The organism is Streptomyces shinuiensis (assembly GCF_043660855.1).
In the GTDB taxonomy this organism is placed as follows: domain Bacteria; phylum Actinomycetota; class Actinomycetes; order Streptomycetales; family Streptomycetaceae; genus Streptomyces.
In genome coordinates this window covers 3294364-3318058 of record NZ_JBIHML010000001.1, presented here as the reverse complement: position 1 = coordinate 3318058, position 23695 = coordinate 3294364, and the positions used below count along the sequence as shown (strand labels likewise).

The window sequence follows — 23695 nt, the reverse complement described above, 5'->3', positions numbered from 1 at the left end:
GCGGGCGTCCGGCGGGAACGGGCGCGGCGGACGCCCTCAGTAGACGAGGGCCTGCACGCCCTCACCCGTGATCTCGCTGACGAACACCTGGGCCCCGGCGATGCGGACGCCCTCGGTCACGTCCTTCTCCTCGATCCCGCGCCGCGCCGCGCACTGGGTGCACAGGGTGATCCGCCCGCCCGCCAGGACGCCGTCGAGCAGATCGGGCAGCGGCGCGGAGTGCGGCAGTTCGAACTCCGCCGCCCGGCCCGGCAGCGCGAACCACGCCGACTCCCCGGTCAGCCAGAGCGACACCTCCACCCCGCTGGCCACGGCCACCGCCGCCACCGTGAAGGCCTGCGAGCACCGCTCGGGCGCGTCCGCCCCGGCCGTCACCTTGATCACGAGCTTCTTCGACACAGCTGCCATGCGGACCACGGTAGCCCCTGTCACGTACCGCAATCCGATCGTGACCGGCACGGGCACAACCTTCTCCCCCGCGCTCTTGTCAGCGAACTGACAAACGTGTGAGGAGATTTCATGTCCACGCCCCCGCCGACACCGGCGGAACCTCCCGTGCCCGCGCAGACCCTCCCGGCCGTCCTCCCGCCCCCGCTCCCGCCGGAGGCACCGCCCGCGACGCCGCCCGCGCCACCGGCCCAGGAGCGGCCGCGCCGCCGCGGCCGTACGGCCCTGCTGCTGGCCTGCGCCGCCCTGCTCGGCGCCGTCGGCGGCCTCGCGGGCGGCTACACCGTCCAGGCCGACCGCGCGCCCACCCCGCTGCCCCCTCTGTCCCAGGCGAAGCTGTCGTACCCGCAGAAGCCGCTGTCCGAGGACGAGGCGCCCGAGCCGCTCACCGCCGGGGAGGACCGGCGGGTGCGCACGGACGGCGATCTGCGCAAGCTGCTCCTGGACCGGCCCAAGGGCACCCGCGAGCCCGAGCTGAGCCCGGACATCGACGGCTGGCTCTCGCCGTCCGCCTACGCCCGGGAGTTCGAAAACCCCGGGTACATGTTCACCCGCCTGACCGGCGGAGACCTGCGCCGCGTCGCGAGCACCGGCTGGCAGCGGGACAGATACCGGATGGTGAACGTCAACCTCGTGCAGTTCCGCGAGGAGAAGAGCCGGTCCGCCCTCGAACACGCCCAGGGCCAGCAGGATTACATGTCCGACGAAGACCACGCGGGCAACGACGGCACCGCGCTGAAGGGGTCGGGCAACGGCCGCTACTACGTCTTCGACGAGCCCCGTCGCAAGGCCGGCTACCTCCCGATGTACCGGGCCCGGGCCATCGCCCAGCGCGGCGACATCATGATGGACATCTGGATCTACGACACCAAGCCGATCGCCAAGCGTGACATCAGGTCCCTGGCCGAGCGGCAGCTGGGGCAGCTGTGAGCGACCAGGAGAACCGGAACGGCGCCGGCTGCGTCCCTGGCCGGCCCCCGGCCGGACCGCCGTCCGCACACACCCCCGCCCCGGCTCCGGGCGGCCCGCAGGACGCAGGGACGGACGGAACAGGTGGAACGGGCCGGCTCCGCCGCGTCCTCGCCCCCCTGCTGTCCGCCGCCATGGTGCTCGGCGCGGCCGGCGGCGGACTGGCCTACACCAAGGCCACCGTGGACGGCGCCGACGTCTCGGCCCCCACGAAGGTCTGGAAGAAGCCGGCGAAGAATCCCTCCGAGGACGATCCGGCACCGGACCCCAGGGAGGGCCGCACCGACGGCGAGCTGCGCGAGAAGCTGCTGCCGGTCCCCGAGGACTTCCAGCTCGGCCCGGACATCTCCGAGTTCGGCAACGACACCGAACTGAGCGGCAGGCAGGCCCAGGCCCTGCTGCGCCAGAGCGGCAAGGACCTGCCGGGCAGGGAGCGCCGCCGGCACCGCGAGTTCGTGGAGAAGCTGCGCGTCCAGGGCACCGTGATGCGTACGTACGCCTCGTACGACGACGAGTTCACGGCCGAGATCCAGCTCTCGCGCATGAAGAACGAGAAGGTCGTCAAGGACCTGAGCGGCTTCCAGTCCGGGCTGGTCGACGCCCTGTCGGTCTTCCGCGAAGGCCCGAAGATCAAGGGCCACAAGAACGCGCGGTGCTTCCTGCCGCCCAAGGACGGCGACTCCGAACTGGAGACGATGTTCTGCACCGCCTATCAGGACGAGTACCTGATCTCGTTCCAGGCCGACGGCGTCAAGCCCTTCCGCGGGAAGGACGCCGCCGGGCTGCTGAAGGACCAGCTCGACCACCTGGTGTCCCCGGGAGAGTACGTATGACCGAGCCCGTGACAGACCGGCCGGAACCGGCCGCGCCCGCCGTCCCGTCGCAGACGGAGCAGACGGAGCAGGCCGCGGAAGCGACGGCCGAGTCGGCAGCGGAACCCGTTGCAGGCCCGGCGGAGACCTTGGTGGGAGCCCCGCAGGCGGCCGCCGTACCTCCCCAGCCGTCCGCTCCCCCCGCCCCCGTTCCGGCCGTGCCCGTTCCCCCCGCTCCGCCGAGGCGCCGCCGCCCGTCGGCCCGCGTCCTGCGGGCCGTCGGCCGCTGGACGGCCGCCGTCGGCCGCTGGACGGCCGCCGTGACGGTCTTCGGCGTGTTCTGCGCGGGCACCGCCTACGGCATCACGCGGCTGGAACGCCACGAGGTGCCGGGCCTGGCCACCGAGAGCGACGGGCGCTGGAAGTACCCGCGGCTCACCCTGCCCGCCCTCCCCTCCGGCTCCCCGCGCCCGTTCGCGCAGGGCAACGAGGGAGAGATCCACCACGCCGACCCGCGCGAACTGCTGATCCCCCTGCCCGAGGGGGCCGAGGAGGACGAGAGGGCCGGGAAGGACGGCGGACTCCCCCCGGCGAAGGGCGACTGGGTCACGGTCGAGGACTACACCGGCCTCTACGCGAAGGGCGAGCACGAGGAGCTGCGGCAGCGGCTGGCGGACGACGCCGTGCGGCACATCGCCGCCCGCGGCTGGGTCATGCCGGACGGCACCCGCACCAGCGTCCACCTGCTGCGGTTCAACAGCGGCGCCGTCGCGGACGACTTCCACACCGATGCGGTGTACGGGGGCCTGGCCCCGGGGCTGACGCTGGAGACGGCGCCGGGTTCGGAGCTGGACGAGAGCTGGCCGTCGAAGGCCGCCCCGGAGAACGTCGAGATCGAGGTGTACGACGAGCCGAAGCCCCGCGGCGAGACCCACACCCGCCAGGCGTACCTGCTCGCCGGCGACACCGTGGCCCTGATCGTCCAGACCCGGAAGGGTACGGCTCCCGCGGTGCCGTTCCGGCAGACGGTGATCCTCCAGGCCCAGCTCCTGGGCTGAGCCTGCCGGGCCCGGCCCCTGGGATGGGTTCCCGGAGCCCGCCGTGACCGGCCCGTGGCGGGGCGGCGCACCTCACAGCACCGCCCCGCCACGGGCCGACTAGACTCGTCGGCGGGCCGCCCGCCGGCCCGTACGTCCGTGCCGAGCCCCCGAGGAGCGCTCCCGTGCTTGAGGCATTCTTCACCGCCCTGCTGGTCCTGGTCTGTGTCGGCGTCCTGGCGTTCATGGGCCTGACCGTGAAGAAGCTCTACCAGGGCCAGCGCTGACCCGAAGCCCGGCCCGTGCCCCGTCCCGTAACCCGGGCCGCGGACATTCCGGGCCGCGGACCACCGACCACACGCCCTCGACAGATCGTCTGAGCACCCCATGATCGAGATTCCGTCCGACCTCCACCCGGACCTCGTCCCCCTCGCGTTCCTCCTGGGCGACTGGGCGGGCGCGGGCGTCGCGGACCTCCCGGACCGCGAGCAGTGCAACTTCGGCCAGGAGGTCACCTTCTCCCACGACGGCCGGGACTTCCTGGAGTACGTCTCGCATACCTGGGAGCTGGGCGACAAGGGCGAGAAGGTCCGCCCACTGGAGAGCGAGAGCGGCTACTGGAAGATCGACGCGGAGCGCCGGGTCGAGGCCGTCATGGCCCGCGACCGGGGCATCGTCGAGGTCTGGCACGGCGAGATGGCCGAGCAGAAGCCGCAGATCGACCTGGTCACGGACGCCTTCGCCCGGCTGTCCTCGGCCGGCGAGTACTCCGGCGGCAAGCGGCTGTACGGCTACGTCAAGGGCGACCTGATGTGGGTCGGCGAGCTGGCCACCCCGGACCCCGAGCGCCCGCTGCGCCCGTACATGTCGGCGCACCTGAGGAAGGTCGTCGACCCCAGCGAGTGGGCCAAGGACCTCAAGGACCTCCCGGACGACGGGATCGCCTTCTTCAAGTAGGCCGGCCGCTTCTCCGGCAGGCCCGGAACGCGCCGGGGCCGCCGCTCCGGAGCGCGAGCCCGACCCCACAGGGGTTAACGGTTTTTATGGCTTCACACCCTCGTGGTGGTCCGTCACCGACCACCACGAGGGTTTCTCATTCTCGAATGCGACACTTTCGCCCTTTTCCAGCAACAACGGGTCCGCTGAGTCGCGGAATGAGCGAAGAGCCACGCCCTCCATGCAACCCACAGAGGCTTAACAAAATAAAGAGCATGGAAGTGCTCTTCGACATCCCCCCGCTCTGTCGCTGACTTCTTCTCCAACGCCTCGATTCGCCGCCTCGCGGCGGAGCGGTTCCGCGTACATGTCCGGAGAGAGCCCGGAAAACAGCGGAACCCCCGGTCATCAGCAGTGACCGGGGGTTCCGAAAGCCGTGCCCCTGGCGGCTTGCTTGCAGATGCTGACCAAGGGATTTCACTACCACGACCATCCGATAACGCACCGGGCTGCGAGATGCGGCCCTCGCCTCCGGGGGGAGCACCATGGCCGAGGAACTGCCCGACTGGATGCCGCGCGCCTTCTCCGAGCCCCGTCTGAACCGCTACCCGCGGGCGACCGGAGGAGACGCCACCGCGGCAACACGGCTCTACTGGTGGAACGCGGAGGCATCCGCCGCTCTCTACGGCCCTCTGCACTGCCTTGAGGTGACTCTGCGCAACGCCCTGCACGACCGGATCGGGCAGCGGTACGGGGAGGACCGGTGGGACGCCTTCCCCCTCAACGGAAACGGCCGGCGTCTGGTCGCCCGAGCACGGCACAAGTGCGAGGAGCGCGGCCTGCGGTCCGTGCCCGCGGACAGCGTGGTCGCCGAACTGTCCTTCGGCTTCTGGGCCTCTCTTCTCAGCCGTGGCCACGACCGCTGCCTGTGGGTGCCCATCCTGCCCCGTGCCTTCCCGCACCATTCCGGCAGGCGTGGGGTCCTCTGCGACAGTCTCTGGTCGCTGGTGCTGCTCCGGAACCGGGTCATGCACCACGAGCCCGTCCACCACCGCGACCCGGCCGCCGATCGCGCCAAGATCTACCGTCTGCTGGGGTACATGAGTCCTGAGCTCGTGAAGGAGATCCAGGCACTCGACCGATTCCCCTCCGTACTCGCCCGCCGCAACGGGCCGGATTCACGCTTCTGACCGGAAGGAGGCGCCCGTGGAAGACCTCAACGGCAGGCTCGTCCCACGGGCCGAGATCGCCCGGCTCGCCGGAGTGCGCCGCCCCGCTGTCAGCAACTGGGAGCGGCGTCACCCCGACACGTTTCCCGGACCCGTTCCGGCCGGGGAGGGCGGAACGGAACTCTTCCGCGCGGCGGAGGTCGCGGACTGGCTGGACCGCCGCGTCATCCCGGTGAACGCACGCGGGGATGACGAGCCTGCCGGTACGACACACGGAGATCGTTTCCGTTCCGGCTAGAGGGCGACCACCGTCGCGCCCTCGAATGCTGTGGACGCCGCACCACTGCTGCGCGCCGTCGAGCGGCTCGCGAGCGACGACGCCCTCCTGCCACGCGGGAGTGTGCCCCTGCCCGATCGCGCCGAGATGCTGCTGGCTCTGATCTGCCTGTGCGGTTTCCGACCCCAGGTGTGGAGCTCACTGAGGAAGCTCGCCGACCGCACGGCGCGCGGTCCGGAAACCGCCGACCTCCGGCAGGTGATCGCGGGCGGTCTTCCGACCGGGCTCTCTCCTTCCACCGTGCAGTCCCGGCAGGGCAGGGAACAGGCCCTGGCGGATGCGGTCCGCCTGATCGACGCCCACGCTCTGGGGGAGATGCTCTCGCGCAGCGTCCGGCACCTGCCGGACCACGAGGTCGCCGCCGTCGCCCGGGAGCACCACGCCTGGCGGGACGCCCGGGCGACGGGTACGGCGTACCGGGGAAGGGCCGAGTTCAGCAGGTCGGCGAGCATCGGCGAGATACGCGGTAACGGCTACGCCCTCGCTCCCTCCCTGTACGTGTCCCCCGCTCCTGTGGAGGGGAGCGCGCCCGACCACCGCGCCCGTATCGGCGGTCTGCGCGACGAACTCGCCAGGCTGCACGAGGAAGCGGCGAGGATCGACGCGGCTGTCGAATCGATACTGCGGAGGCACAACGCATGAGCCGACCGGCCGGTCCACCGCCGCCAGGATGGCGCGAGGTGCGTCTCGCGGAGGTATGCGAACTCCAGGGCGGGCCGTCCTGGGCCACCCTGCGCACCGGTCGGCACGACGGTGAGGGCGTTCCCCTTGTCAGGCCCCGGGATATCAGCGGCCGGCGGATCACTCCGGACAGTGTCGGCAGGATCCCGGAGAAAGCCGTTCCCATCCGGTCCTCCCACCACCGTCTCAGGCCCGGAGACGTTCTCCTCGCCCGTTCGGGTGCCGTAGGGCGTATCGCCCTGGTATCCGAGCAGCAGGCAGGCTGGCTGTTCAGCGGGCTCCTCGGCGCTCGATAGCGCGATCCGGCCGCTATGCCCGGGATCCCTCCTACACTGGCCACTGTGGTGAGCACCGACTGGCAGAGCGACCTACGCAGACGCGGATACCGGCTGACGCCGCAGCGCCAGCTCGTGCTGGAAGCCGTGGACAGGCTGGAGCACTCGACTCCGGACGACATCCTCGCCGAGGTGCGGCGCACGGCGGGGGGCGTGAACATCTCCACCGTCTACCGCACGCTGGAGCTGCTGGAGGAGCTGGGGCTGGTCAGCCACGCCCATCTGGGCCACGGCGCTCCCACGTACCACCTGGCGGACCGGCACGACCACATGCACCTGGTGTGCCGGGACTGCACCACGGTGATCGAGGCCGACATCGCGCTCGCCGCCGACTTCACCGACAGGCTGCGGGAGAAGTTCGGTTTCGACACCGACATGAAGCACTTCGCGATCTTCGGCCGCTGCCGCGACTGCGCCGAGCGGGCCGCTGAAGGTGACGCGAAGGGGGACGCCGAAGGGGGCGCGGACGAGAGCGCGGACGGCTCCGGGTCGTAGGCTGGCCGCATGTCGTACAAGAGCCCCCTGCTGTCGCTGCCCGGCGCCGTCCCCGCCGAGGCGCCGGACGAAGGCGTCGCCGCGCACTACGGCGACCTCTTCCGCGAGCAGCGCACGCTCGCCGACGGCGGCGGAGTGGTGGACCTCTCGCACCGCGGCGTGGTCACCGTCACCGGCGAGGACCGGCTGAGCTGGCTCCACCTGCTGATCACCCAGCACGTCAGCGACCTGGAGCCCGACCGCGCCACCGAGGCGCTGATCCTCTCCGCCAACGGCCACATCGAGCACGCGCTCTATCTGGTGGACGACGGCGCCACGGTCTGGATGCACGTGGAGCCGGGCACCCGGGAGGCGCTGATCGCCTACCTGGAGAGCATGAAGTTCTTCTACCGGGCCGAGGTCTCCGACGCCACGGCGGAGTACGCCGTCGTGCACCTCCCGGCGGGCTCCATCGCCGAGGTGCCCGAGGGCGTGGCCGTCCGCGAGACGGCGTACGGGCGGGACCTGTTCCTGCCGCGCGGCGAGCTGGAGTCCTACGCCGCCTCCCACGGCCCGGTGGCCGGCGTGCTGGCGCTGGAGGCGCTGCGCGTCGAGGCGCACCGGCCCCGGCTGGGGATGGAGACCGACCACCGCACCATCCCGCACGAGCTGGGCTGGATCGGCACGGCCGTCCACCTGCAGAAGGGCTGCTACCGGGGCCAGGAGACCGTGGCGCGCGTCCACAACCTGGGGAAGCCGCCGCGCCGGCTGGTCTTCCTCCACCTGGACGGCAGCGAGGTGCACCTGCCCGGCCACGGCACACCCGTGCGACTGGCGAAGGACGGCGAAGAGGGCCGTCAGCTCGGCTTCGTCACCACCTCGGCCCGCCATCACGAACTGGGCCCGATCGCCCTGGCCCTGGTGAAACGGAACGTCCCGGTGGACGCGGAGCTGCTCGCGGGCGACACCGCGGCGGCCCAGGAGACCGTCGTCGAGCCGTAAACCTGCCCCGGCGGGCGGCGCGGCCCGGGAAGTGGAAGCGGCACGCAGGGGCGCGAGCCGGACCGCCGGGTGCATACTGGCGTTAATGACAAAATCGGCCGTAGCCCGGCGTCACCTGCCCACCAGCCCCTTCAAAGCCCCTGTCGCACCGCCCGACAAGCACTTCGCCGAGGGGGAGCGGGTCACCCACGACACCTACGGCCTCGGCCGGATCGTCTCCGTCGAGGAGGGCGTCGCGGTACTCGTCGACTTCGGATCCAAGCAGGTGCGGATCCTCAGCCCCTACCACAAGCTGAACGCTCTCTGAGGCCGCCGCGCACGGCCGCCGTGCGGCGGCCGGCCGTCTCCCCCCACACCACGTTCCCGCCCCGAGAGGCAGATCTCCCCATCGACACCACCGAACTGTTCTCCGCACCCGACCAGGCGCCCCGGACCCCCAGGGCGGCGACCCGGCCTCCGGCCCGGAACCCCTTCCAGGCACCGGACTTCGGAGACATTCCGGGCTACGACGACGCCGGGGAGACCGGGGAGACCGGGGAGCCGCCGTTCGACGCCGCCGACACCGCCAAGGACGAGGGGCCGGCCCGGGACGGCGGCGGCAGGAAGCGGCAGTCGAACTCCTCTCGCCGCCGGCGCGACCGCTCCCGTCAGGTCAGGCGGGGATCCCCCCGCCGCTGACGGCGGCCGTTGCCCTGGCCTGGTGCACGCCTGGAGCACGGCGAAGACGCCCACCGGGACCGTCTGCACTACGGTCCACGCCCTCCCCTCCGCGGTGAGGTCCAACAGGCCGAACACCAGGGCGGCCGGGCTGAGCACGATCCAGCCGAACCCGCAGGCGGCCACGGCGCGCACCGCTCCTGGCCGGACGCACGGCGGCCGGGCCACCAGGCCGACCGCTCCCCCGCCCGCCGGCATTCCCGCGCCCACCGCGGCCACCACCGCCGTAACGTGAAAGGAGCGCCTCCGGCGACTCATGGGAGGCGTGGCTGGCCCCACACGACAGCGAGTGGTACCGTTTTTTGTACCACTCGAAGGGAGGGGTGACCGTGTCCATCACCGCCAGCGAGGCTCGCAGGAACTTGTTTCCGCTGATCGAGCAGGTCAACAACGATCGCGCTCCCGTGCACATCACATCCCGCAACGGGAACGCCGTACTGCTGTCGGAGGAGGACTTCACCTCCTGGCAGGAGACGATCTACCTCCTGCGCTCACCCGCGAACGCCCGCCGTCTGGCCGAGTCGATCGCGGAGGCCGAGGAAGGCCAGGTCTCGCACCGTGAGCTGATCGAGGTCGAAGACGCCGAGTGAAGATCGTATTCACCGAGCACGGATGGGCCGACTACATCCACTGGTCCGAGACGGATCGCCGTATGACCAGACGCGTCAACCGGCTCATCGAGGAGAGCAAGCGAGACCCCTTCGGAGGCATCGGTAAACCGGAACCGCTCAAGGGGGACCTCAGCGGTTACTGGTCGCGGAGGATCGATGAGGAACACCGGCTCGTCTACCGGGTCAGAGACGGTGAACTGATCGTGGTCCAGGCCCGCTACCACTATTGAGTTCGGGCGTGAAGGCCGGGCGGTTCAGCGTGTGGGGCATCGATGGTCGCCCCCGCCGGCAGTGCCTGCCGATCCGGCTCAGCCGGTGAGCCGGTCGCCCTTGACCGCGGTGAGGAACGACGCCCAGGCGTCCGGGCCGAAGGCGAGGGCCGGGCCGTGCGGAGTCTTGCTGTCGCGCACGGGGACGGTGCCGGGGAGGTTGTCGGCCACCTCGACGCAGGCGCCTCCGTCCTGGTTGCTGTGGCTGGACTTGCGCCACCGTGCGACGGTTATCTCGTGCGGGGGGGGCGGTCATGAAAGCTCCTCCAGAAGTCGGAGTAGGAACTCCGCCGAGTCACGCGGGGACAGGGCGTGGTCGCGCAGCCGATCGTGGCCGACCTGGAGTTCTTCGACCCGGGCCGCTTCCTCGATCAACTCCCCGCTGTAGGCGGTTTCCACCCAGGCGACGGTCCTGCCGTCCAGAAGTCGCAGGAACGTCGTGTCCGTGTGGCTCAGTTCGCGCAATCCGGCGCGAAATGGAAGCACTTGCAGTGTCACGTTCCACAGTTCTGCCGTATCGACCAGATACTTCAACTGCTCGCGCCGTACCGTGGCGTCCGGCAACGGGCGGCGTAGAACGGCCTCGTCGAGAATCGCCCTGAGCTGAGGCGCGGCATCGCCCGTCAGGACATCTCTGCGGCTCATGCGCGCCTTCACCTGTTGCTCCAGTTCGTCACCTGGACGCAGGCCACCCAGCGTCAACAGCTCACGGGCGTACGCCTCGGTCTGGAGCAGCCCCGGCACGACACCGGGTGAGTACTTCTGGATGCTCACCGCCTCGCCCTCGAGTGCCATGAAACGGCGGTACCTCTCGCGGAACTGGGTGGTGTCCCCGGCCGCCAGCTCCCACAGGGCCAGCAGCAGGCCCGGGGTGCCGTAGTGCTGGTCGAGGGCCTGGGCGATGTCCGGGCCGCCGATGGTGTGGCCGCTCTCCACCTTGCCGAACAGCGACCAGTCCCGGCCCAGCGCGTCGCCCAGCTTCCGCAGGCTGTCGCCGCGTTCGGTGCGCAGGGTGCGCAACTCCTCGGCGAACCGCCGGCGCGGCTCCTGACCGCGGCCCGTGACCACTCTTCTCGGCGGCATTCCGTCCCCCTCCGTGGAATGTGTGGAAGCGGCGCCGGACGGCCGGGAAAGGCTTCCCGGCCACAGGTGTTCGCGCTCCACTCCGGTTCATGCTCGTAAAGCGAACGCGACCGAAGGTAGTCGCGCTGTCGCTTCTCGCACAGGGATATGGCGGATGGATCACACCATATGGTGATGAAGGACTCAGGTCAGGTTGGAGAGCAACGGATCGGGGAGGCAGAGGCGGCCCGTGACGCGCTCGCCGAGGCGCTGCGGCGGGCGGGGATCCGGTTCCCGGCCGTGGACGTCCGCACCCCCGTGCGCGCGGACGGGGCGGCCGGTTACGCGATGGTGGTCCTCGGCGAGTGCTCCGCGCCGGTGGCACGGGAGTTGGCGACCGTCGTCGAGCGGGGCGCCGAGAGGGGCGCCGGGCAGAACACCGAACGGGGTGCGGTGTGACGGCACTCCCGTTCTCTCCGGCCGTCGAGTGCCCGTGGCGTGACGGGTGGCCGCTGCCGGCGCACACCGACGACGCCAACGGCTGGATCAAGGTCGGGTGTTGGCTGTACCGCCGCCGCGAGGGCGTACGGGTGCTGTGGATCGGTTCGGTGCGCGCCCCCGGCGCGGTCGGCGACGTGTACGCGTGCGGCCCTTGCATCGCGGAACTGGACCACATGGTGCGCCTCCGGTCCCACGGCCGGGACGAGCCGCCGGACAGAACGGACGGCGCGACGGGGACCGTTGCGTGCGGGCACCGGCGGATCGGGAGGCTCGGCGGCAAGGTCCGCTACCGCGACTGCGGGCGGCAGATCTACCTCTGACCGGCTTCAGGGGGCCATAACACCGTGCTATGGCCAAGTGGTAGTACCCAGCCCGCACCGCTTCCGGGAATCCTGGTGCCTCCCCCACAGGCGACACGCGAACCACCGCGTGTATCCGGAAGCGAGGCACCCCTTGCGAATAACCAGGCTCGTTCCCGCTCTGATCGCGGCCATGGCCGCCGTTCTCTCCCTCTTCGTGCTGGCCCCGGCCGCGTCCGCCAAGGACGCGCCCGGCAGCGGCGGCCCGCAGCCGATCATCGGCGGCGGGTACGCGCAGAACGCGCCCTGGGCCGCCCGGCTGTTCTCCAACGGCCGTGAGACGTGCTCCGCGACGATCATCGCGCCGACCTGGATCCTCACCGCCAGGCACTGCGTCGGCGGCGGCGGGCTGTCGTTCCGCATCGGCAGCCTCGACCAGCACAGCGGCGGCACCGTCGCCAACGGCACCCAGATCTACAACCACTCCTCCTCGGACCTGTCGCTGGTCCGCCTGGACCGCTCGGTCTCGGCGACCTATGCCCGCCTGGGGCAGCCGGGTTCGGTGTGGGTCAACCAGACCGTGCAGGTCTACGGCTGGGGCGCCACCTCCCGGTGCGGCTCCGAGGCCACCTGTCAGTCGCGGTACCTGAAGGTCGCGAACGTGATCGTGACCGGCGGCTGCTATGACGCCTACTACGGTTCGGCGATCTGCGCCCGCCGCGGCGACGGCATCACCGCGGGCGGCGACTCCGGCGGCCCGATGATGGCCAACGGCGTCCAGGTCGGCGTCGCGTCCACCAGCGACCGGCAGACCACCACGGCTTACACCAACGTGACGGCCTACCGCTCCTGGATCCAGTCGATCGCGGGCGTCTGATCCCGCGCGGTCCGTTCTGACAGCGGTCTCTTCCTCCGGGTCCTCCCCGTTCCGCCTCGGCGGAGCGGGGAGGGCCCGTTTCCGGTTCCGGGCGGTCCTGTCCCTGCGGTCAGAGGGTCTCGCTGAGCGTGTCGGCGATACGGCGGCGGGAGGCGCGGGCGGCGGGGACGGCCGAGACCGCGACCGCGCCCACCACGGCCGCGGCGGCCACCAGCAGCAGGACACCGGGGGGCGGGGACTGGGCTATGCCCGCGCCGATGCCGCTGGAGCGGCCCTGCGCGTCGATCAGCCACCTTCCGGCGGCGGTCCCCAGCGCGGTGCCGGCCAGGGCGGCGGCCAGGGCGGTGAAGGCGGTGGAGACGGTGATCACGCCCGCTATCTGGCGCGGGGTCAGGCCGATCGCCTTCAGTGCGAGCAGATCACGCCCCCGCTCACGGACGCGGGCGCCGAGGACGGTGGACAGTTCGGTGAGGCCTATCAGCGCGAGGACGGCGATCAGTCCGGCGATGACGCCGCGCACTCCGGCCAGCTCGTCGGCCGGGTTGGCCGGCTCGCGGACCTCCAGCCGCCCGCCGGAGGAGGCGGCCAGGCCGGCGCCGACCTCCCCTGCGTCGGCGCCGTCGCGCAGGACGAGGTGGTGGACGTCGGGCGCGGTCGTGCCCGGGCCGTCGCCCAGGTCGAGGTTGTCCAGGGAGGTGGAGATCACCCGGCCACCGTCCTCGGGTTCGATGGAGCGGCCGGTGATGTGGAGGATCTGCGGGCGGCCCTGGACGGTCATCCGCACCCAGTCGCCGACGCGCACGTCCAGCAGGTCGAGCAGCCCCTGCCCGGCGACGGCCTCGTCCGGGCCGCCGGGGAGGCGGCCCTCGGCGAGGGCGAACGGGTAGGGGTCGGCGTCGGTGCCCAGGCCGCGCAGGGTGATGGTCGCCGTCTGGCCGGGGACGAGGGCCTCGACCTCCGTGCCGGGGTGGACGGCGGTGACGTCGGGGTGCGCGGCCAGCAGCCGCTCGGTGCGGGCGCGGCGGTCCGCCTCGGAGGGGCCGGAGCCGTCCGGGGAGCCGTCGCGCACGGTGAGGGCGGCGGGCAGGCCTATCTCCTCCGGGTGTTCGTGGAAGCGGTCCACGGTGGCCCAGGCGCCCAGCGCGGCGGTGATCATCGCCAGCGGCACGGCCAGGCGCCCGACGGCGGCCAGGGAGCGGGCCCGGCCGGGGAACGCGCCGCGCCAGCCGAGGACGAGGGCGGGCGGCGCGTCCCGGCCCAGGGCGCGCCGCTCCGGCAGGGTCAGCGGGCCCAGTCCGCGTGGCACCGCCGTACGCGCCACCGGCACGGGCGGCACCCGGCCGGCGCGCCAGGCGGCCAGCGAGGTGGCGGTGGCGATGAAGAGGACGGAGGCGGCGGTGGTGGCCAGCACCGTCCAGGTGTGGCCGGGCAGTTGCCGCCACACGTCCACCGCCTCGCCGATGCGGCCGGGGATGCGCGCGCCCAGCAGTTCGGTGACGGCCGCCCCGCAGGTGACGCCGAGGAGGGCGAAGCCCAGGTGCTGGACGAGGAAGACGCGGACGACCTGGGCGGGGGTGAAGCCGATGGCCTTCAGCACGGAGATGTCGCGCAGATGGCCGTGGACGCGGGTGCTGATCGCCCCGGCGACCGCCAGCGCGGCGGCGAGCAGCGCGCCGAGTCCGAAGAGGGCCAGGAGCAGGCCGAGCAGCCGTCCCTCGCCCTCGGCGTCGGCGCGGGCCTGCTGCCAGCGGGTGACCTGCGAGACCTGGTCGGCGCCGAGGGCGGTGACGGCGCGCTGGACCATGAAGTCGGTGTCGCCGGGGTCCTCCAGGCGCAGTCCGACGGTCTGCCCGGTGCGTTCGGGATCGGGCTGGATCGCCTCCAGCGCCTTCCTGGGCAGCCAGCCGACGCCGGGGGTGTCGCCGGGGGCGTAGCGGGGCTCGGCGGTGTCGGCGACGCCCGTGACGCGCAGCGTGTGCTCGGTGCCGCGCGCCCCTCGTGCGGTGAGGGTGTCGCCGGGTTCGGCCCACAGGGCGCGGGCGAGGGAGCCCTCCAGGACGATCTCGTCGACGGCGCCGGCCGCCGGCCAGCGGCCGGCGGTGACCAGCGGGTGTCCCACCTCGGGCGGCTCGGGTCCGGTGGCGCGCAGTTCCGCGCTCGCCCGCGCGCCGCCCAGCTCCACGGTGGTGCGGGCGGTGCGGAAGGGGCCGGACAGGCCCGCGACGCCCTCCAGGTCGCGCAGTTGCTCCGGCTCGGCGCCGTCGCGGGTGTGGATCCACACGTGCGCGCCCTCGGACTGGGTGAAGACCCGCTGCCAGGGATCGGCCGTGTAGGAGAACAGCGCGCCGGCGAGCAGCAGGGAGGCGACGATCCCGGCCGTGGCCAGGACGGTGAACAGCGCCTCGCCGCGGTGCGCCCGCAGGTCGGCGTGGGCCCAGCGCAGGGTGGCGCGCACGTCGTCTCAGTCCTTCAGTTCCAGTACGCCGGCCACGCCCTTGCCGCGCCGCCGCGGGCCCGGGCCGTCCGCGTCCAGGGCGGCGTCGTCGGCTATTCGGCCGTCGAAGAAGCTGATCACGCGGTCGGCGGCGCTGGCCATGCGGGCGTCGTGGGTGACCAGCACGATGGTCTGGCCGCGCCCGTGGAAGCGGGAGAGCAGGCGCAGCACCTCGCGGGTACCCCGGCTGTCGAGGCTGCCGGCGGGCTCGTCGGCCAGCAGCAGATCGGGGTGGTTGACCAGGGCGCGGGCCAGGGCGACGCGCTGCTGCTCGCCGCCGGAAAGCTCGCCGGGCATGCTGCGCTCCTTGCCCTCCAGGCCCAGTTCGGCCAGGAGTTCGGCGCGGTCGGCGCGGGCCCCCTTCGGGCTGCTCCCGGCCAGCAGGGCGGGCAGTTCGACGTTGTCGGCGACGGTGAGGTTGGAGACGAGGTTGAAGAACTGGAAGACGATGCCGATGCGGCGGCGGCGCAGCACCGCCCACCGGGACTCGCCGTAGGAGTCCAGGCAGGTGCCGTCGAACCAGATGCTGCCGGCGTCCGGCTTCTGGAGTCCGCCGAGCAGGTGGAGCAGGGTGGACTTGCCCGCGCCGGAGGGGCCGGTGACGGCGACGAACTCGCCGCGCGAGACGGTCAGGTCCACTCCCCGTACCGCCCTGGCGGGGGCGCCCTCGCCGTGGTGGGTCTTGGCCAGGCCCTCGGCCCGTACGAGAGGGGGCGCTTCCGCCGGGGCGGCGGGGCCGGTGCCGGCCGGCGTCTGGGAACGGCTCATTCCAACTCCTCCTGACAGCGTTCCAGCCAGTCGAGGTCGGCCTGGAGGTGCAGCATCGCGCCCTCGATCAGCAGTTGCGCCACCCGGTTGTCCCGGTCCTCGGCCGCCGCGAGCCGGGACAGCTCGCGCATGGTGTTGAGGTACTGACGGCGCTGCTTGTTGATCAGCGCGATCTGGTCGGCCAGACCGGTCTGCGGGGCGATCGCGAGCTTCATGAAGAACTCGTCGCGCACCCGTGGTTCGTCGGTCGGCTCCTCGAACCACGCCCGCACCGCCTCGCGTCCCGCGTCGGTGAGCCGGTAGATCCGCTTGTTGGGCCGGGTGGACTGGGCGACGTCCTCGCCCTCGATCAGACCCGACTTCTCCAGCCTGCCCAGCGTGACGTAGACCTGCCCGACGTTCGGCTGAGGGTACGCGGCGCCCAGCAGCTTCTCAAGGGCCTGTTTGAGCTCGTATCCGTGGGCGGGACCGGCCGCGAGGAGGGCCAGGAGCGGCAGACGCACGCGCGCACCCCTCCTCCCCGTCCCGTGCCGGGCCGGTGCCTGGCCGGCGGCCCCTCCGGGCGGCGGCGGCCCGGTCGGCGGTACGCCGGCTGTCTGTCGGTCGGCCCCTAGTATCGCCCATGTCCAACGGGTATATATGGGCGTCCGGTGCTCGACGGCGAGGCCGCGCACGACCGGTGCGCTGGGGAGGGACCTATGCGGTGGACGCGGGCCGCGGGGAGGGGGCTCCTGGCCGCCGCGGTCGTGCTGGCGGGTTACGCCGGACTGGGCTCGCCGGCCGGCGGGCGGTTCGCCGGGCCGGTCGCGCATGCCGGGGGGCGCGGCCCCGTCACCCTGGTCACCGCCGGCGATCTGACCGACTACCTCGACCCGGTGCTCGACGACTGGAACCGCGCGCACCCGGGCGAGGAGGCCACGCTGGTGGAGCTGCCGGACTCCGCCGACGAGACCCGCGCCCAGATGGTGACCGGCCTGCGCTCGGGCAGCTCCCGCTTCGACGTGCTCAACATCGACGTTGCCTGGACGTCGGAGTTCGCGGCGGCGGGCTGGATCGCCCCGGTGGACCCCGGCCGCTTTCCGCTGAACGCCTTCCTGCCGCCGGTGGTGGACACCGCCACCTTCGGCGGGCGGCTGTACGCGGTGCCGTACGTGACCAACGCCGGACTGCTGTACTACCGCGCGGACGTGCTGGCGAAGGAGGGCGAGCGGCCGCCGCGCACCTGGGCCGAGCTGGAGCGGCTGGCGAAGGAGGTCGCCCCCCGGCACGGGCTGGACGGCTACGCGGGCCAGTTCCTGCCGTACGAGGGGCTGACGGCCAACGCCACCGAGGCGGTGCGCTCGGCGGGCGGCTCGCTCCTGGGCGACGAGGGCGCGACGGTGACCGCCGACTCCGGGGCGACCGTGGAGGGGCTGAGCTTCCTGGCCGACGGGGTGCGCGAGGGCTGGATCCCGGAGGAGTCGCTGACCTGGAAGGAGGAGGAGTCGCGGCAGGCCTTCCAGGACGGGCGGCTGCTCTTCCTTCGCAACTGGCCCTATGTGTACGCGCTGGCCGGCGGCGAGGGGTCGAAGGTGGCCGGGAGGTTCGGGGCGGTGCCGCTGCCCGGCCCGGACGGTCCGGGCGTCAGCGTGCTGGGCGGCTCCAACCTGGCGGTCAACTCCCTCTCCCGGCACCCGGAGACGGCGGCCGACCTGATCGCTTACCTGACCGGTGAGCAGGTGCAGCGCCGGGTGCTCACCGAGGGGGCGCTGCCCCCGGTGCGGGCGTCGCTGTACTCCGACCCGGAGCTGGTGCGCGCCTTCCCCCATCTGCCGGCCCTGCGCGAGAGCGTGCTGGCGGCCGAGCCGCGTCCCAAGAGTCCGCGCTACGACCAGGTGAGCCTGGTGGTGCAGGCGGTGGTGCACGACGCGATGGCGGGGCGGCAGACCCCGCGGCAGGCGGTCGCGCGGCTGACGCGCGAGTTGCGGTCCCTCGCGCGCGAGGGCGCCGGCCCCGCCCTCGGAAACTGACCCGTTCGCGGGCTCCACACCCTCTCGCTTACTTACACGTTAAGTATCGATAGGCATTGATCGGCCCTCCCCGAGGTTCCCCACCCAGACATATCGGGGCATAGAAGGGCGGCTTTTCAACTACGCGTTGACACCTCGATGACACCCGTACATAACATGCATGCATAACAGCGGCTCACGAACCATGTGCTCTGCGAGCAGGAACGGGATCACGAGGGATGCTCACAGCCACGACCGACCACGGCGTCTCGCCCCGCCCCGCGCGGCCCGCTTCCGCCCCGGGCACGTCCCGGAGCTGGTGGCGGGACGCGGTGGTCTACCAGGTCTACGTCCGCAGCTTCCTGGACAGCACCGGTGACGGCATCGGTGATCTGGCCGGCGTCCGCGCCGGACTCACGTACCTGCGGAAACTGGGCGTGGACGGCATCTGGCTCAGCCCCGTCTACCCCTCCCCGCAGCACGACCACGGCTACGACGTCGCCGACTACCTCGACGTGGACCCGGTCTACGGCGACCTGGAGGAGTTCGACCGCCTCGTGGCCGCCGCCCACCGCCTGGGCCTGAAGGTCGTCCTCGACATCGTCCCCAACCACTGTTCCAGCGAGCACCCCTGGTTCCGCGCCGCGCTGGCCGAGGGGCCGGGAGGCCCGCACCGCGCCCTCTTCCACTTCGCCGACGGCCGCGGCGAGGGGGGCGAACTGCCGCCCAACAACTGGCGGGCGATGTTCGGCGGCCCGGCCTGGTCCCGCGTCACCGAGCCCGGCGGCGAGCCCGGCCAGTGGTACCTGCACCTGTTCACGCCCGAGCAGCCCGACCTCAACTGGCGCGATCCCGCCGTCGCCGAGTACTTCGACCACGTGCTGCGGTTCTGGCTGGACCGGGGTGCGGACGGCTTCCGCGTCGATGTCGCCGCCGGGCTGTTCAAGCACCCCGAACTGCCCGACTCCCCCGACCCGGAGGCCGACGAGCGCACCCGCGACTCGGTCAACCCGCTGGCCTGGAACCAGCCCGAGGTGCACGGCGTGTGGCGCCGCTGGCGCGCGCTGTGCGACGAGTACGCCGACCACGACGGCCGTGACCGGCTGCTGGTGGGCGAGGTGTCGGTGCCCACCGCCCGCGAACACGCCGAGTACGTACGGCCCGACGAGCTGCACCAGGCGTTCTTCTTCCACCTGCTGAGCGCGCCCTGGGACGCGGACGCCTTCCGCCTGGTCATCGAGGAGGCGCTGAGGGACATCGCCGGCACCGGCTCCACCGTCACCTGGGTGCTCAACAACCACGACCAGGTCAGGACCGTCACCCGCTACGCGGGCGAGAGCGGTACTTCCGGGGCCCCCGGGTCCCCCGGCGCGGGCCCGGACGGTGCCGGCCTGGGCGCCGCGCGCGCCCGCGCCGCCGCGCTGCTGATGCTCGCGCTGCCCGGCGCCGCCTACGTCTACCAGGGTGAGGAGCTGGGCCTGCCCGAGGTGGTGGACCTGCCCGACGAGGTGCTCACCGACCCCATCTTCCGCCGCACCGGCAGCCGCAGCCGCATCCGCGACGGCTGCCGCGTACCGCTGCCGTGGTCGGGCCACGCCTCACCCTTCGGCTTCACCTCGGGCGCGGAGAAGGCCCGCCCGTGGCTGCCGCAGCCCGAGTGGTTCGCCGAGCACGCCACCGACCGGGCGCTGGCCGACACCCGCTCGTTCTGGCACCTGTACCGCAACGGCCTCCAGTTGCGGCGCGACCTGCCCCAGCTCGGCGAGGGGACGCTGCGCTGGCTGGACGCGCCGCCGGAGGTCCTGGCCTTCGAACGCGGCGACGGGCTGGTCTGCGCGGTCAACTTCGGCACCTCCCCCGTGCCCGCCCCGGTGCCCGGCACTCCGCTGCTGGCCAGCGGCGAGTGCCCGGACGGAACGCTCCCCGGCTCCACCGCCGCCTGGTGGGTCACCGACCCCGCGCCGGGCGCCCCCCGCTGACTCCCCGCACCATCCGCACCATCCGCCCTCCGGCCCCCGGGCCGGCCGACCCCGAGAGGGACACCCTTGAACACAGCAGACAGCACAGGCCGTACCACCAGGCGCACCGCGACCGCCGGCGCGGCGGCGCTCGTCCTCGCCCTGACCGCGTCCGCCTGCGGCGGCGGTGACGACACCGCGGGCGACGACGCGGGCGGCCAGGAGCTGAAGGGCGAGACGGTCACGGTCGCCGGGGTGTGGACCGGCGTGGAGCAGAAGAACTTCCAGAAGGTGATGGACGCCTTCACCGAGAAGACCGGCGCCGAGATGAAGTTCGTCTCCACCGGCGACAACGTCTCCACCGTCGTCGGCTCCAAGATCCAGGGCGGCAACGCGCCGGACGTGGTGATGGTCCCGCAGGTCGGCGTGCTCGAGCAGTTCGTCGAGAAGGGCTGGCTCAAGCCGCTGTCGAAGACCACCGACGACCGCGCGCGCGACTACTTCGCCCCGGTGTGGAAGGAGTACGGAACGGTCGACGACGTCTTCTACGGCCTGTACTTCAAGGCGTCCAACAAGTCGACCGTCTGGTACGGCCCCGAGGCCTTCGAGCAGGCCGGCGTCACCCCGCCGAAGGACTACGAGGGGATGCTGGAGGCCGGCCGGACCCTCTCCGACTCCGGTGTCGCCGCCTTCTCCGTGGCGGGTGAGGCGGGCTGGCCGCTCACCGACTGGTTCGAGAACGTCTACCTCTCCCAGGCGGGCCCGGAGATGTACGACAAGCTCGCCGCCCACGAGATCCCCTGGACCGACCCGTCCGTCATCAAGTCCCTGACCACCCTCGGCGAACTCTTCGGCGACAAGGAGCTGGTGGAGGGCGGCGGCGCGGGCGCGCTGCGCACGGACTTCCCCGAGTCCGTCGAGAAGGTCTTCGGCGACGACCCCAAGGCGGGCATGGTCTACGAGGGCGACTTCGTGGCGGGCCTGATCAGCGGGCAGTTCGGCAAGAAGGTCGGCGAGGAGGCCAAGTTCTTCCCCTTCCCGGCCGTGGACGGCGGCCAGCCGCCGGTGGTCGGCGGCGGAGACGCGGCGGTCGTCCTCAAGGACGGGAAGAACACCGACGCCGGGATGAAGTTCCTGGAGTTCCTGGCCACCCCGGAGGCCGCCGAGGTGTGGGCCGGGGCCGGCGGCTTCATCTCCCCCAACGAGGCCCTGGACCTGGGCGCCTACCAGGACGAGACCACCCGGCAGATCGCCCAGTCCCTGGTGGAGGCCGGCGACGGCGTGCGGTTCGACATGTCCGACCAGGCCCCGGCCGCCTTCGGCGGCACCCAGGGCGCCGGCGAGTGGAAGCTCCTCCAGGACTTCCTGCGCGACCCCTCCGACCCGGAGGGCACCGCCAAGAAGCTGGAGGCCGCCGCGGCCAAGGCCTGGAAGAAGAGCTGAGGCGGAAAGCACCGATGTCCGCCGAAGCACCCGCCGTGCCGCCCGCGGATGCGGGCGGCACCCCGGCCGGCGCCTCCCCCTCGCGGGGGGCGCCCGCCGGGGGCCACGACCCCCGCAGGCGCGCGGCGCGCCGCCGCAGACTCGTCGCCGCCGCCTTCCTGCTGCCCGCGCTGCTGCTGCTCGGCGCGCTGGTCGCGTACCCGATCCTGTTCTCCATCGGCCGCAGCCTCTTCGACGCCTCCGGCACCCGGTTCGTCGGCGCGGACAACTACGTCGAGATGTTCCGCGACCCGACCACGCTCAAGGCGGTCCGCAACACCGCGATCTGGGTCGTGGTCGCCCCGGCCCTGCTGACCGGCCTGGGCCTGATCCTGGCCGTGCTCACCGAGAAGGTGCGCTGGGCGACAGCGTTCAAGCTGCTGATGTTCATGCCGATGGCGATCTCCTTCCTCGCCGCCGGGATCATCTTCCGCATCACCTACGAGCAGGACCCCGACCGCGGTGTCCTCAACGCCGTCGCCGTCGGCGTCCACGACGTCTTCGCCGACCGCCCCGCCTACCCCGGCGCCCGCGCCCGGGAGGACTCCGGCGAAACCCCCCTGGCCAAGGGCGGTGACGGCTCCTACGGAACCGCCGCGGACCTGGCGCCGGGCCGCACCGTCTCGCTCGGCGTCGTCGGCGTGCCTCCCAAGGAGGTGCCCTCCGACGCCAGGCCCGCCGCCGTACCCGAGGGTTCCTCCGGGTCCGGGGACGGCGCGCTCGCCGGGACCGTCTACCTGGACTTCACCCCCGGCGGAGGCGGCGAGCCGGGCCGGATCGACTCCGGCGAGCGCGGGCTGCCCGGCATGACCGTCCAGGCGGTGCGCGACGGCAGGGCGGTGGGCGAGGCCACCACCGACGCCGACGGCTCCTTCCGCATCACCGGCCTGGACGGCGGCTCGTACGCCCTGCGGCTGCCGGCGTCCAACTTCGCCGAGCCCTACGGCGGGATCTCCTGGCTCGGCCCCGCCCTGGTCACCCCGGCGATCATCGGCGCCTACCTGTGGATCTGGACCGGCTTCTCGATGGTGCTGATCGGCGCCGGACTGGCCGCGATGCCCCGGGACGTGCTGGAGGCCGCGCGGATGGACGGCGCGAACGAGTGGCAGATCTTCCGCAGGATCACCGTGCCGCTGCTCGCGCCCGTGCTGACCGTGGTCTTCGTGACGCTGGTGATCAACGTGATGAAGGTCTTCGACCTCGTCTACATCATCGCCCCGGGCCCGGTGCTCCAGGACGCCAACGTGCTGGCCATGCAGATGTGGCTGGTGTCCTTCGGCGGCGGCAACAACCAGGGGCTGGGCAGCGCCATCGGCGTCCTGCTGCTGCTCCTGGTGGTCCCGGCCATGGTCTTCAACATCCGACGCTTCCGCAGGAGCAGCCGATGAGCACTCACGGCACCGTCGACGGCCCTGTCGAGAAGGGAGCGGCGGCACAGGCTCCGGCCCCCGCGGCTGCGGCGGCAGCCGCGGGGGCCGGGCACCACCCCTCGCCCGCGGGGCGGGCGCGGCGGCCCGCCGGCGCGCGGATCGGCGCCTGGCTGGGCAGGGGCGCGGTCCAGGTGTTCCTGGCCGTCGTCGCGCTGGTGTGGATCACCCCCGCGCTGGGGCTGTTCCTGTCCTCGCTGCGGTCGGAGGAGGCCAACTCCGCCAGCGGCTGGTGGACGGCGCTGACCGGGCCGGGGCAGTTGTCGGCCGACAACTACACCGCCCTGCTGGCGGATTCCGGCATCACCCAGGCGTTCTGGAACACCGTGCTGATCTCGGTGCCCACCACCGTCGCCGTGGTGGTGGTCGCCGCGCTGGCCGGATACGCCTTCGCCTGGCTGGAGTTCCCCGGCCGCGACTGGATCTTCCTGGTGGTCGTCGGGCTGCTGGTGGTGCCGGTCCAGGTCGGTCTGCTGCCCGTGGCGAAGATGCTGGGCACGGTCGGGCTGTTCGGCACGATCCCCGGCGTGGTCCTCTTCCACGTCGCCTACGGGCTGCCGTTCGCGGTCTTCCTGCTGCGCAACTACTTCGCGGAGATCCCGCGGGAGATGCTGGAGGCCGCGCGGATGGACGGCGGCGGGGAGTGGCGGATCTTCACACGGCTCGTCCTGCCGGTGGGCAGACCCGCGATCGCGAGCCTGGCCATCTTCCAGTTCCTGTGGGTGTGGAACGACATGCTGGTGGCGCTGATCTTCGCCGACAGCGACTCGCAGCCGCTGACCGTCGCGCTGCAGTCGGAGATGCGGCAGTTCGGCAGCAACATCGAGATCCTCGCGCCCGGCGCCTTCCTGTCGCTGGCCGTTCCGCTCGTGGTGTTCTTCGCCTTCCAGAAGCACTTCGTGCAGGGCGTCATGGCGGGATCGGTGAAGTGACCGCGGGAGACGGGGGATCGTGAACGGGGGGCTGTGAGCGGCCCCTGCCGCCATCACGGGGGGCGGCAGTGACCGGAGCGCCTGTCCCGCGGGTCCGTGCGGACCCGCGGG

At 72.3% G+C, this 23695-nt stretch carries 27 protein-coding genes; 21 read left to right on the top strand and 6 right to left on the bottom strand.

What is annotated here, in order from left to right:
• Window positions 1–36: 36 nt before the first annotated feature.
• Entirely contained in the window at window positions 37–399 is a 363-nt protein-coding gene (locus ACGRHY_RS15105) for a DsrE family protein (RefSeq protein ID WP_394638060.1), read from the bottom strand.
• Window positions 400–519: 120 nt separating this feature from the next.
• Between ACGRHY_RS15105 and ACGRHY_RS15100 the strand changes: the two genes are divergently transcribed.
• The 13 genes from ACGRHY_RS15100 (at window position 520) to ACGRHY_RS15040 (ending at window position 9757) form a co-directional block, all read left to right on the top strand.
• Window positions 520–1377, top strand: coding sequence for a hypothetical protein (locus ACGRHY_RS15100; protein WP_394635862.1), 858 nt, complete (start codon window positions 520–522; stop codon window positions 1375–1377).
• Window positions 1374–2249 carry a hypothetical protein gene (locus tag ACGRHY_RS15095; RefSeq protein ID WP_394635861.1) on the top strand — a complete coding sequence of 292 codons (876 nt, stop codon included), beginning with the start codon at window positions 1374–1376 and terminating at the stop codon, window positions 2247–2249. The genes ACGRHY_RS15100 and ACGRHY_RS15095 overlap by 4 nt, the downstream gene beginning before the upstream one ends.
• Before the next feature lie 197 nt (window positions 2250–2446).
• Entirely contained in the window at window positions 2447–3286 is an 840-nt protein-coding gene (locus ACGRHY_RS15090) for a hypothetical protein (protein WP_394635860.1), read from the top strand.
• A 366-nt stretch (window positions 3287–3652) separates the two neighbouring features.
• Window positions 3653–4222 (top strand): heme-binding beta-barrel domain-containing protein, encoded by a 570-nt coding sequence (locus tag ACGRHY_RS15085; RefSeq protein WP_394635859.1) that lies wholly within the window; start codon window positions 3653–3655, stop codon window positions 4220–4222.
• A 524-nt stretch (window positions 4223–4746) separates the two neighbouring features.
• Window positions 4747–5391 (top strand): hypothetical protein, encoded by a 645-nt coding sequence (locus tag ACGRHY_RS15080; RefSeq protein WP_394635858.1) that lies wholly within the window; start codon window positions 4747–4749, stop codon window positions 5389–5391.
• 16 nt (window positions 5392–5407) lie between these two features.
• Window positions 5408–5668, top strand: coding sequence for a helix-turn-helix transcriptional regulator (locus ACGRHY_RS15075; RefSeq protein WP_394635857.1), 261 nt, complete (start codon window positions 5408–5410; stop codon window positions 5666–5668).
• A gap of 30 nt (window positions 5669–5698) precedes the next feature.
• The gene (locus ACGRHY_RS15070) at window positions 5699–6349 is read left to right on the top strand and encodes an N-6 DNA methylase (RefSeq protein ID WP_394635856.1); all 651 of its coding nucleotides are present in this window, start codon (window positions 5699–5701) and stop codon (window positions 6347–6349) included.
• Window positions 6350–6729: 380 nt separating this feature from the next.
• Window positions 6730–7218: a Fur family transcriptional regulator gene (locus tag ACGRHY_RS15065; protein WP_394635855.1), complete on the top strand. Its 489-nt coding sequence runs from the start codon at window positions 6730–6732 to the stop codon at window positions 7216–7218.
• A 9-nt stretch (window positions 7219–7227) separates the two neighbouring features.
• The gene (gene ygfZ / locus ACGRHY_RS15060; RefSeq protein ID WP_394635854.1) at window positions 7228–8199 is read left to right on the top strand and encodes a CAF17-like 4Fe-4S cluster assembly/insertion protein YgfZ; all 972 of its coding nucleotides are present in this window, start codon (window positions 7228–7230) and stop codon (window positions 8197–8199) included.
• Window positions 8200–8284: 85 nt separating this feature from the next.
• Window positions 8285–8506 (top strand): hypothetical protein, encoded by a 222-nt coding sequence (locus ACGRHY_RS15055; RefSeq protein ID WP_394635853.1) that lies wholly within the window; start codon window positions 8285–8287, stop codon window positions 8504–8506.
• A gap of 20 nt (window positions 8507–8526) precedes the next feature.
• Window positions 8527–8877: a hypothetical protein gene (locus ACGRHY_RS15050; RefSeq protein ID WP_394635852.1), complete on the top strand. Its 351-nt coding sequence runs from the start codon at window positions 8527–8529 to the stop codon at window positions 8875–8877.
• A gap of 368 nt (window positions 8878–9245) precedes the next feature.
• On the top strand, window positions 9246–9506 hold the full coding sequence (locus tag ACGRHY_RS15045; RefSeq protein ID WP_394635851.1) for a type II toxin-antitoxin system Phd/YefM family antitoxin: 261 nt from the start codon (window positions 9246–9248) through the stop codon (window positions 9504–9506).
• Window positions 9503–9757, top strand: a complete 255-nt coding sequence (locus ACGRHY_RS15040) for a Txe/YoeB family addiction module toxin (protein WP_394635850.1) — start codon at window positions 9503–9505, stop codon at window positions 9755–9757. The genes ACGRHY_RS15045 and ACGRHY_RS15040 overlap by 4 nt, the downstream gene beginning before the upstream one ends.
• Window positions 9758–9835: 78 nt before the next feature.
• Here the strand turns inward: ACGRHY_RS15040 and ACGRHY_RS15035 are convergent, their stop codons facing one another.
• Window positions 9836–10030 carry a DUF397 domain-containing protein gene (locus ACGRHY_RS15035; protein WP_394638059.1) on the bottom strand — a complete coding sequence of 65 codons (195 nt, stop codon included), beginning with the start codon at window positions 10028–10030 and terminating at the stop codon, window positions 9836–9838.
• Between the two features lie 18 nt (window positions 10031–10048).
• Window positions 10049–10879: a DUF5753 domain-containing protein gene (locus ACGRHY_RS15030; RefSeq protein ID WP_394635849.1), complete on the bottom strand. Its 831-nt coding sequence runs from the start codon at window positions 10877–10879 to the stop codon at window positions 10049–10051.
• Between the two features lie 174 nt (window positions 10880–11053).
• Between ACGRHY_RS15030 and ACGRHY_RS15025 the strand changes: the two genes are divergently transcribed.
• The 3 genes from ACGRHY_RS15025 (at window position 11054) to ACGRHY_RS15015 (ending at window position 12535) form a co-directional block, all read left to right on the top strand.
• Window positions 11054–11317, top strand: a complete 264-nt coding sequence (locus ACGRHY_RS15025) for a hypothetical protein (protein ID WP_394635848.1) — start codon at window positions 11054–11056, stop codon at window positions 11315–11317.
• The gene (locus ACGRHY_RS15020) at window positions 11314–11679 is read left to right on the top strand and encodes a hypothetical protein (RefSeq protein WP_394635847.1); all 366 of its coding nucleotides are present in this window, start codon (window positions 11314–11316) and stop codon (window positions 11677–11679) included. Before ACGRHY_RS15025 ends, ACGRHY_RS15020 begins: the two co-directional genes overlap by 4 nt.
• A gap of 172 nt (window positions 11680–11851) precedes the next feature.
• Window positions 11852–12535 carry a S1 family peptidase gene (locus ACGRHY_RS15015; RefSeq protein WP_394635846.1) on the top strand — a complete coding sequence of 228 codons (684 nt, stop codon included), beginning with the start codon at window positions 11852–11854 and terminating at the stop codon, window positions 12533–12535.
• Window positions 12536–12644: 109 nt separating this feature from the next.
• On the opposite strand, the gene ACGRHY_RS15010 is transcribed toward ACGRHY_RS15015, so the two are convergent.
• From ACGRHY_RS15010 to ACGRHY_RS15000, 3 genes are read right to left on the bottom strand one after another with little or no spacing between them, the layout of a single operon-like run.
• On the bottom strand, window positions 12645–14990 hold the full coding sequence (locus tag ACGRHY_RS15010; RefSeq protein WP_394635845.1) for an ABC transporter permease: 2346 nt from the start codon (window positions 14988–14990) through the stop codon (window positions 12645–12647).
• Between the two features lie 6 nt (window positions 14991–14996).
• Window positions 14997–15797 (bottom strand): ABC transporter ATP-binding protein, encoded by an 801-nt coding sequence (locus ACGRHY_RS15005; RefSeq protein WP_394635844.1) that lies wholly within the window; start codon window positions 15795–15797, stop codon window positions 14997–14999.
• Window positions 15794–16300: a PadR family transcriptional regulator gene (locus ACGRHY_RS15000; protein ID WP_394635843.1), complete on the bottom strand. Its 507-nt coding sequence runs from the start codon at window positions 16298–16300 to the stop codon at window positions 15794–15796. Before ACGRHY_RS15000 ends, ACGRHY_RS15005 begins: the two co-directional genes overlap by 4 nt.
• Window positions 16301–16495: 195 nt before the next feature.
• On the opposite strand from ACGRHY_RS15000, the gene ACGRHY_RS14995 reads away from it, so the two are divergent.
• From ACGRHY_RS14995 to ACGRHY_RS14975, 5 genes are all read left to right on the top strand, one after another.
• On the top strand, window positions 16496–17806 hold the full coding sequence (locus ACGRHY_RS14995) for an ABC transporter substrate-binding protein (protein WP_394635842.1): 1311 nt from the start codon (window positions 16496–16498) through the stop codon (window positions 17804–17806).
• 218 nt (window positions 17807–18024) lie between these two features.
• The gene (locus ACGRHY_RS14990) at window positions 18025–19764 is read left to right on the top strand and encodes a glycoside hydrolase family 13 protein (RefSeq protein ID WP_394635841.1); all 1740 of its coding nucleotides are present in this window, start codon (window positions 18025–18027) and stop codon (window positions 19762–19764) included.
• A 66-nt stretch (window positions 19765–19830) separates the two neighbouring features.
• Window positions 19831–21186: an ABC transporter substrate-binding protein gene (locus ACGRHY_RS14985; RefSeq protein ID WP_394635840.1), complete on the top strand. Its 1356-nt coding sequence runs from the start codon at window positions 19831–19833 to the stop codon at window positions 21184–21186.
• 14 nt (window positions 21187–21200) lie between these two features.
• A complete protein-coding gene (locus ACGRHY_RS14980; protein WP_394635839.1) occupies window positions 21201–22613 on the top strand; it encodes an ABC transporter permease subunit in 1413 nt (470 codons plus the stop codon).
• Window positions 22610–23584, top strand: coding sequence for a carbohydrate ABC transporter permease (locus ACGRHY_RS14975; RefSeq protein ID WP_394635838.1), 975 nt, complete (start codon window positions 22610–22612; stop codon window positions 23582–23584). The genes ACGRHY_RS14980 and ACGRHY_RS14975 overlap by 4 nt, the downstream gene beginning before the upstream one ends.
• The last annotated feature ends 111 nt before the right edge of the window (window positions 23585–23695 follow it).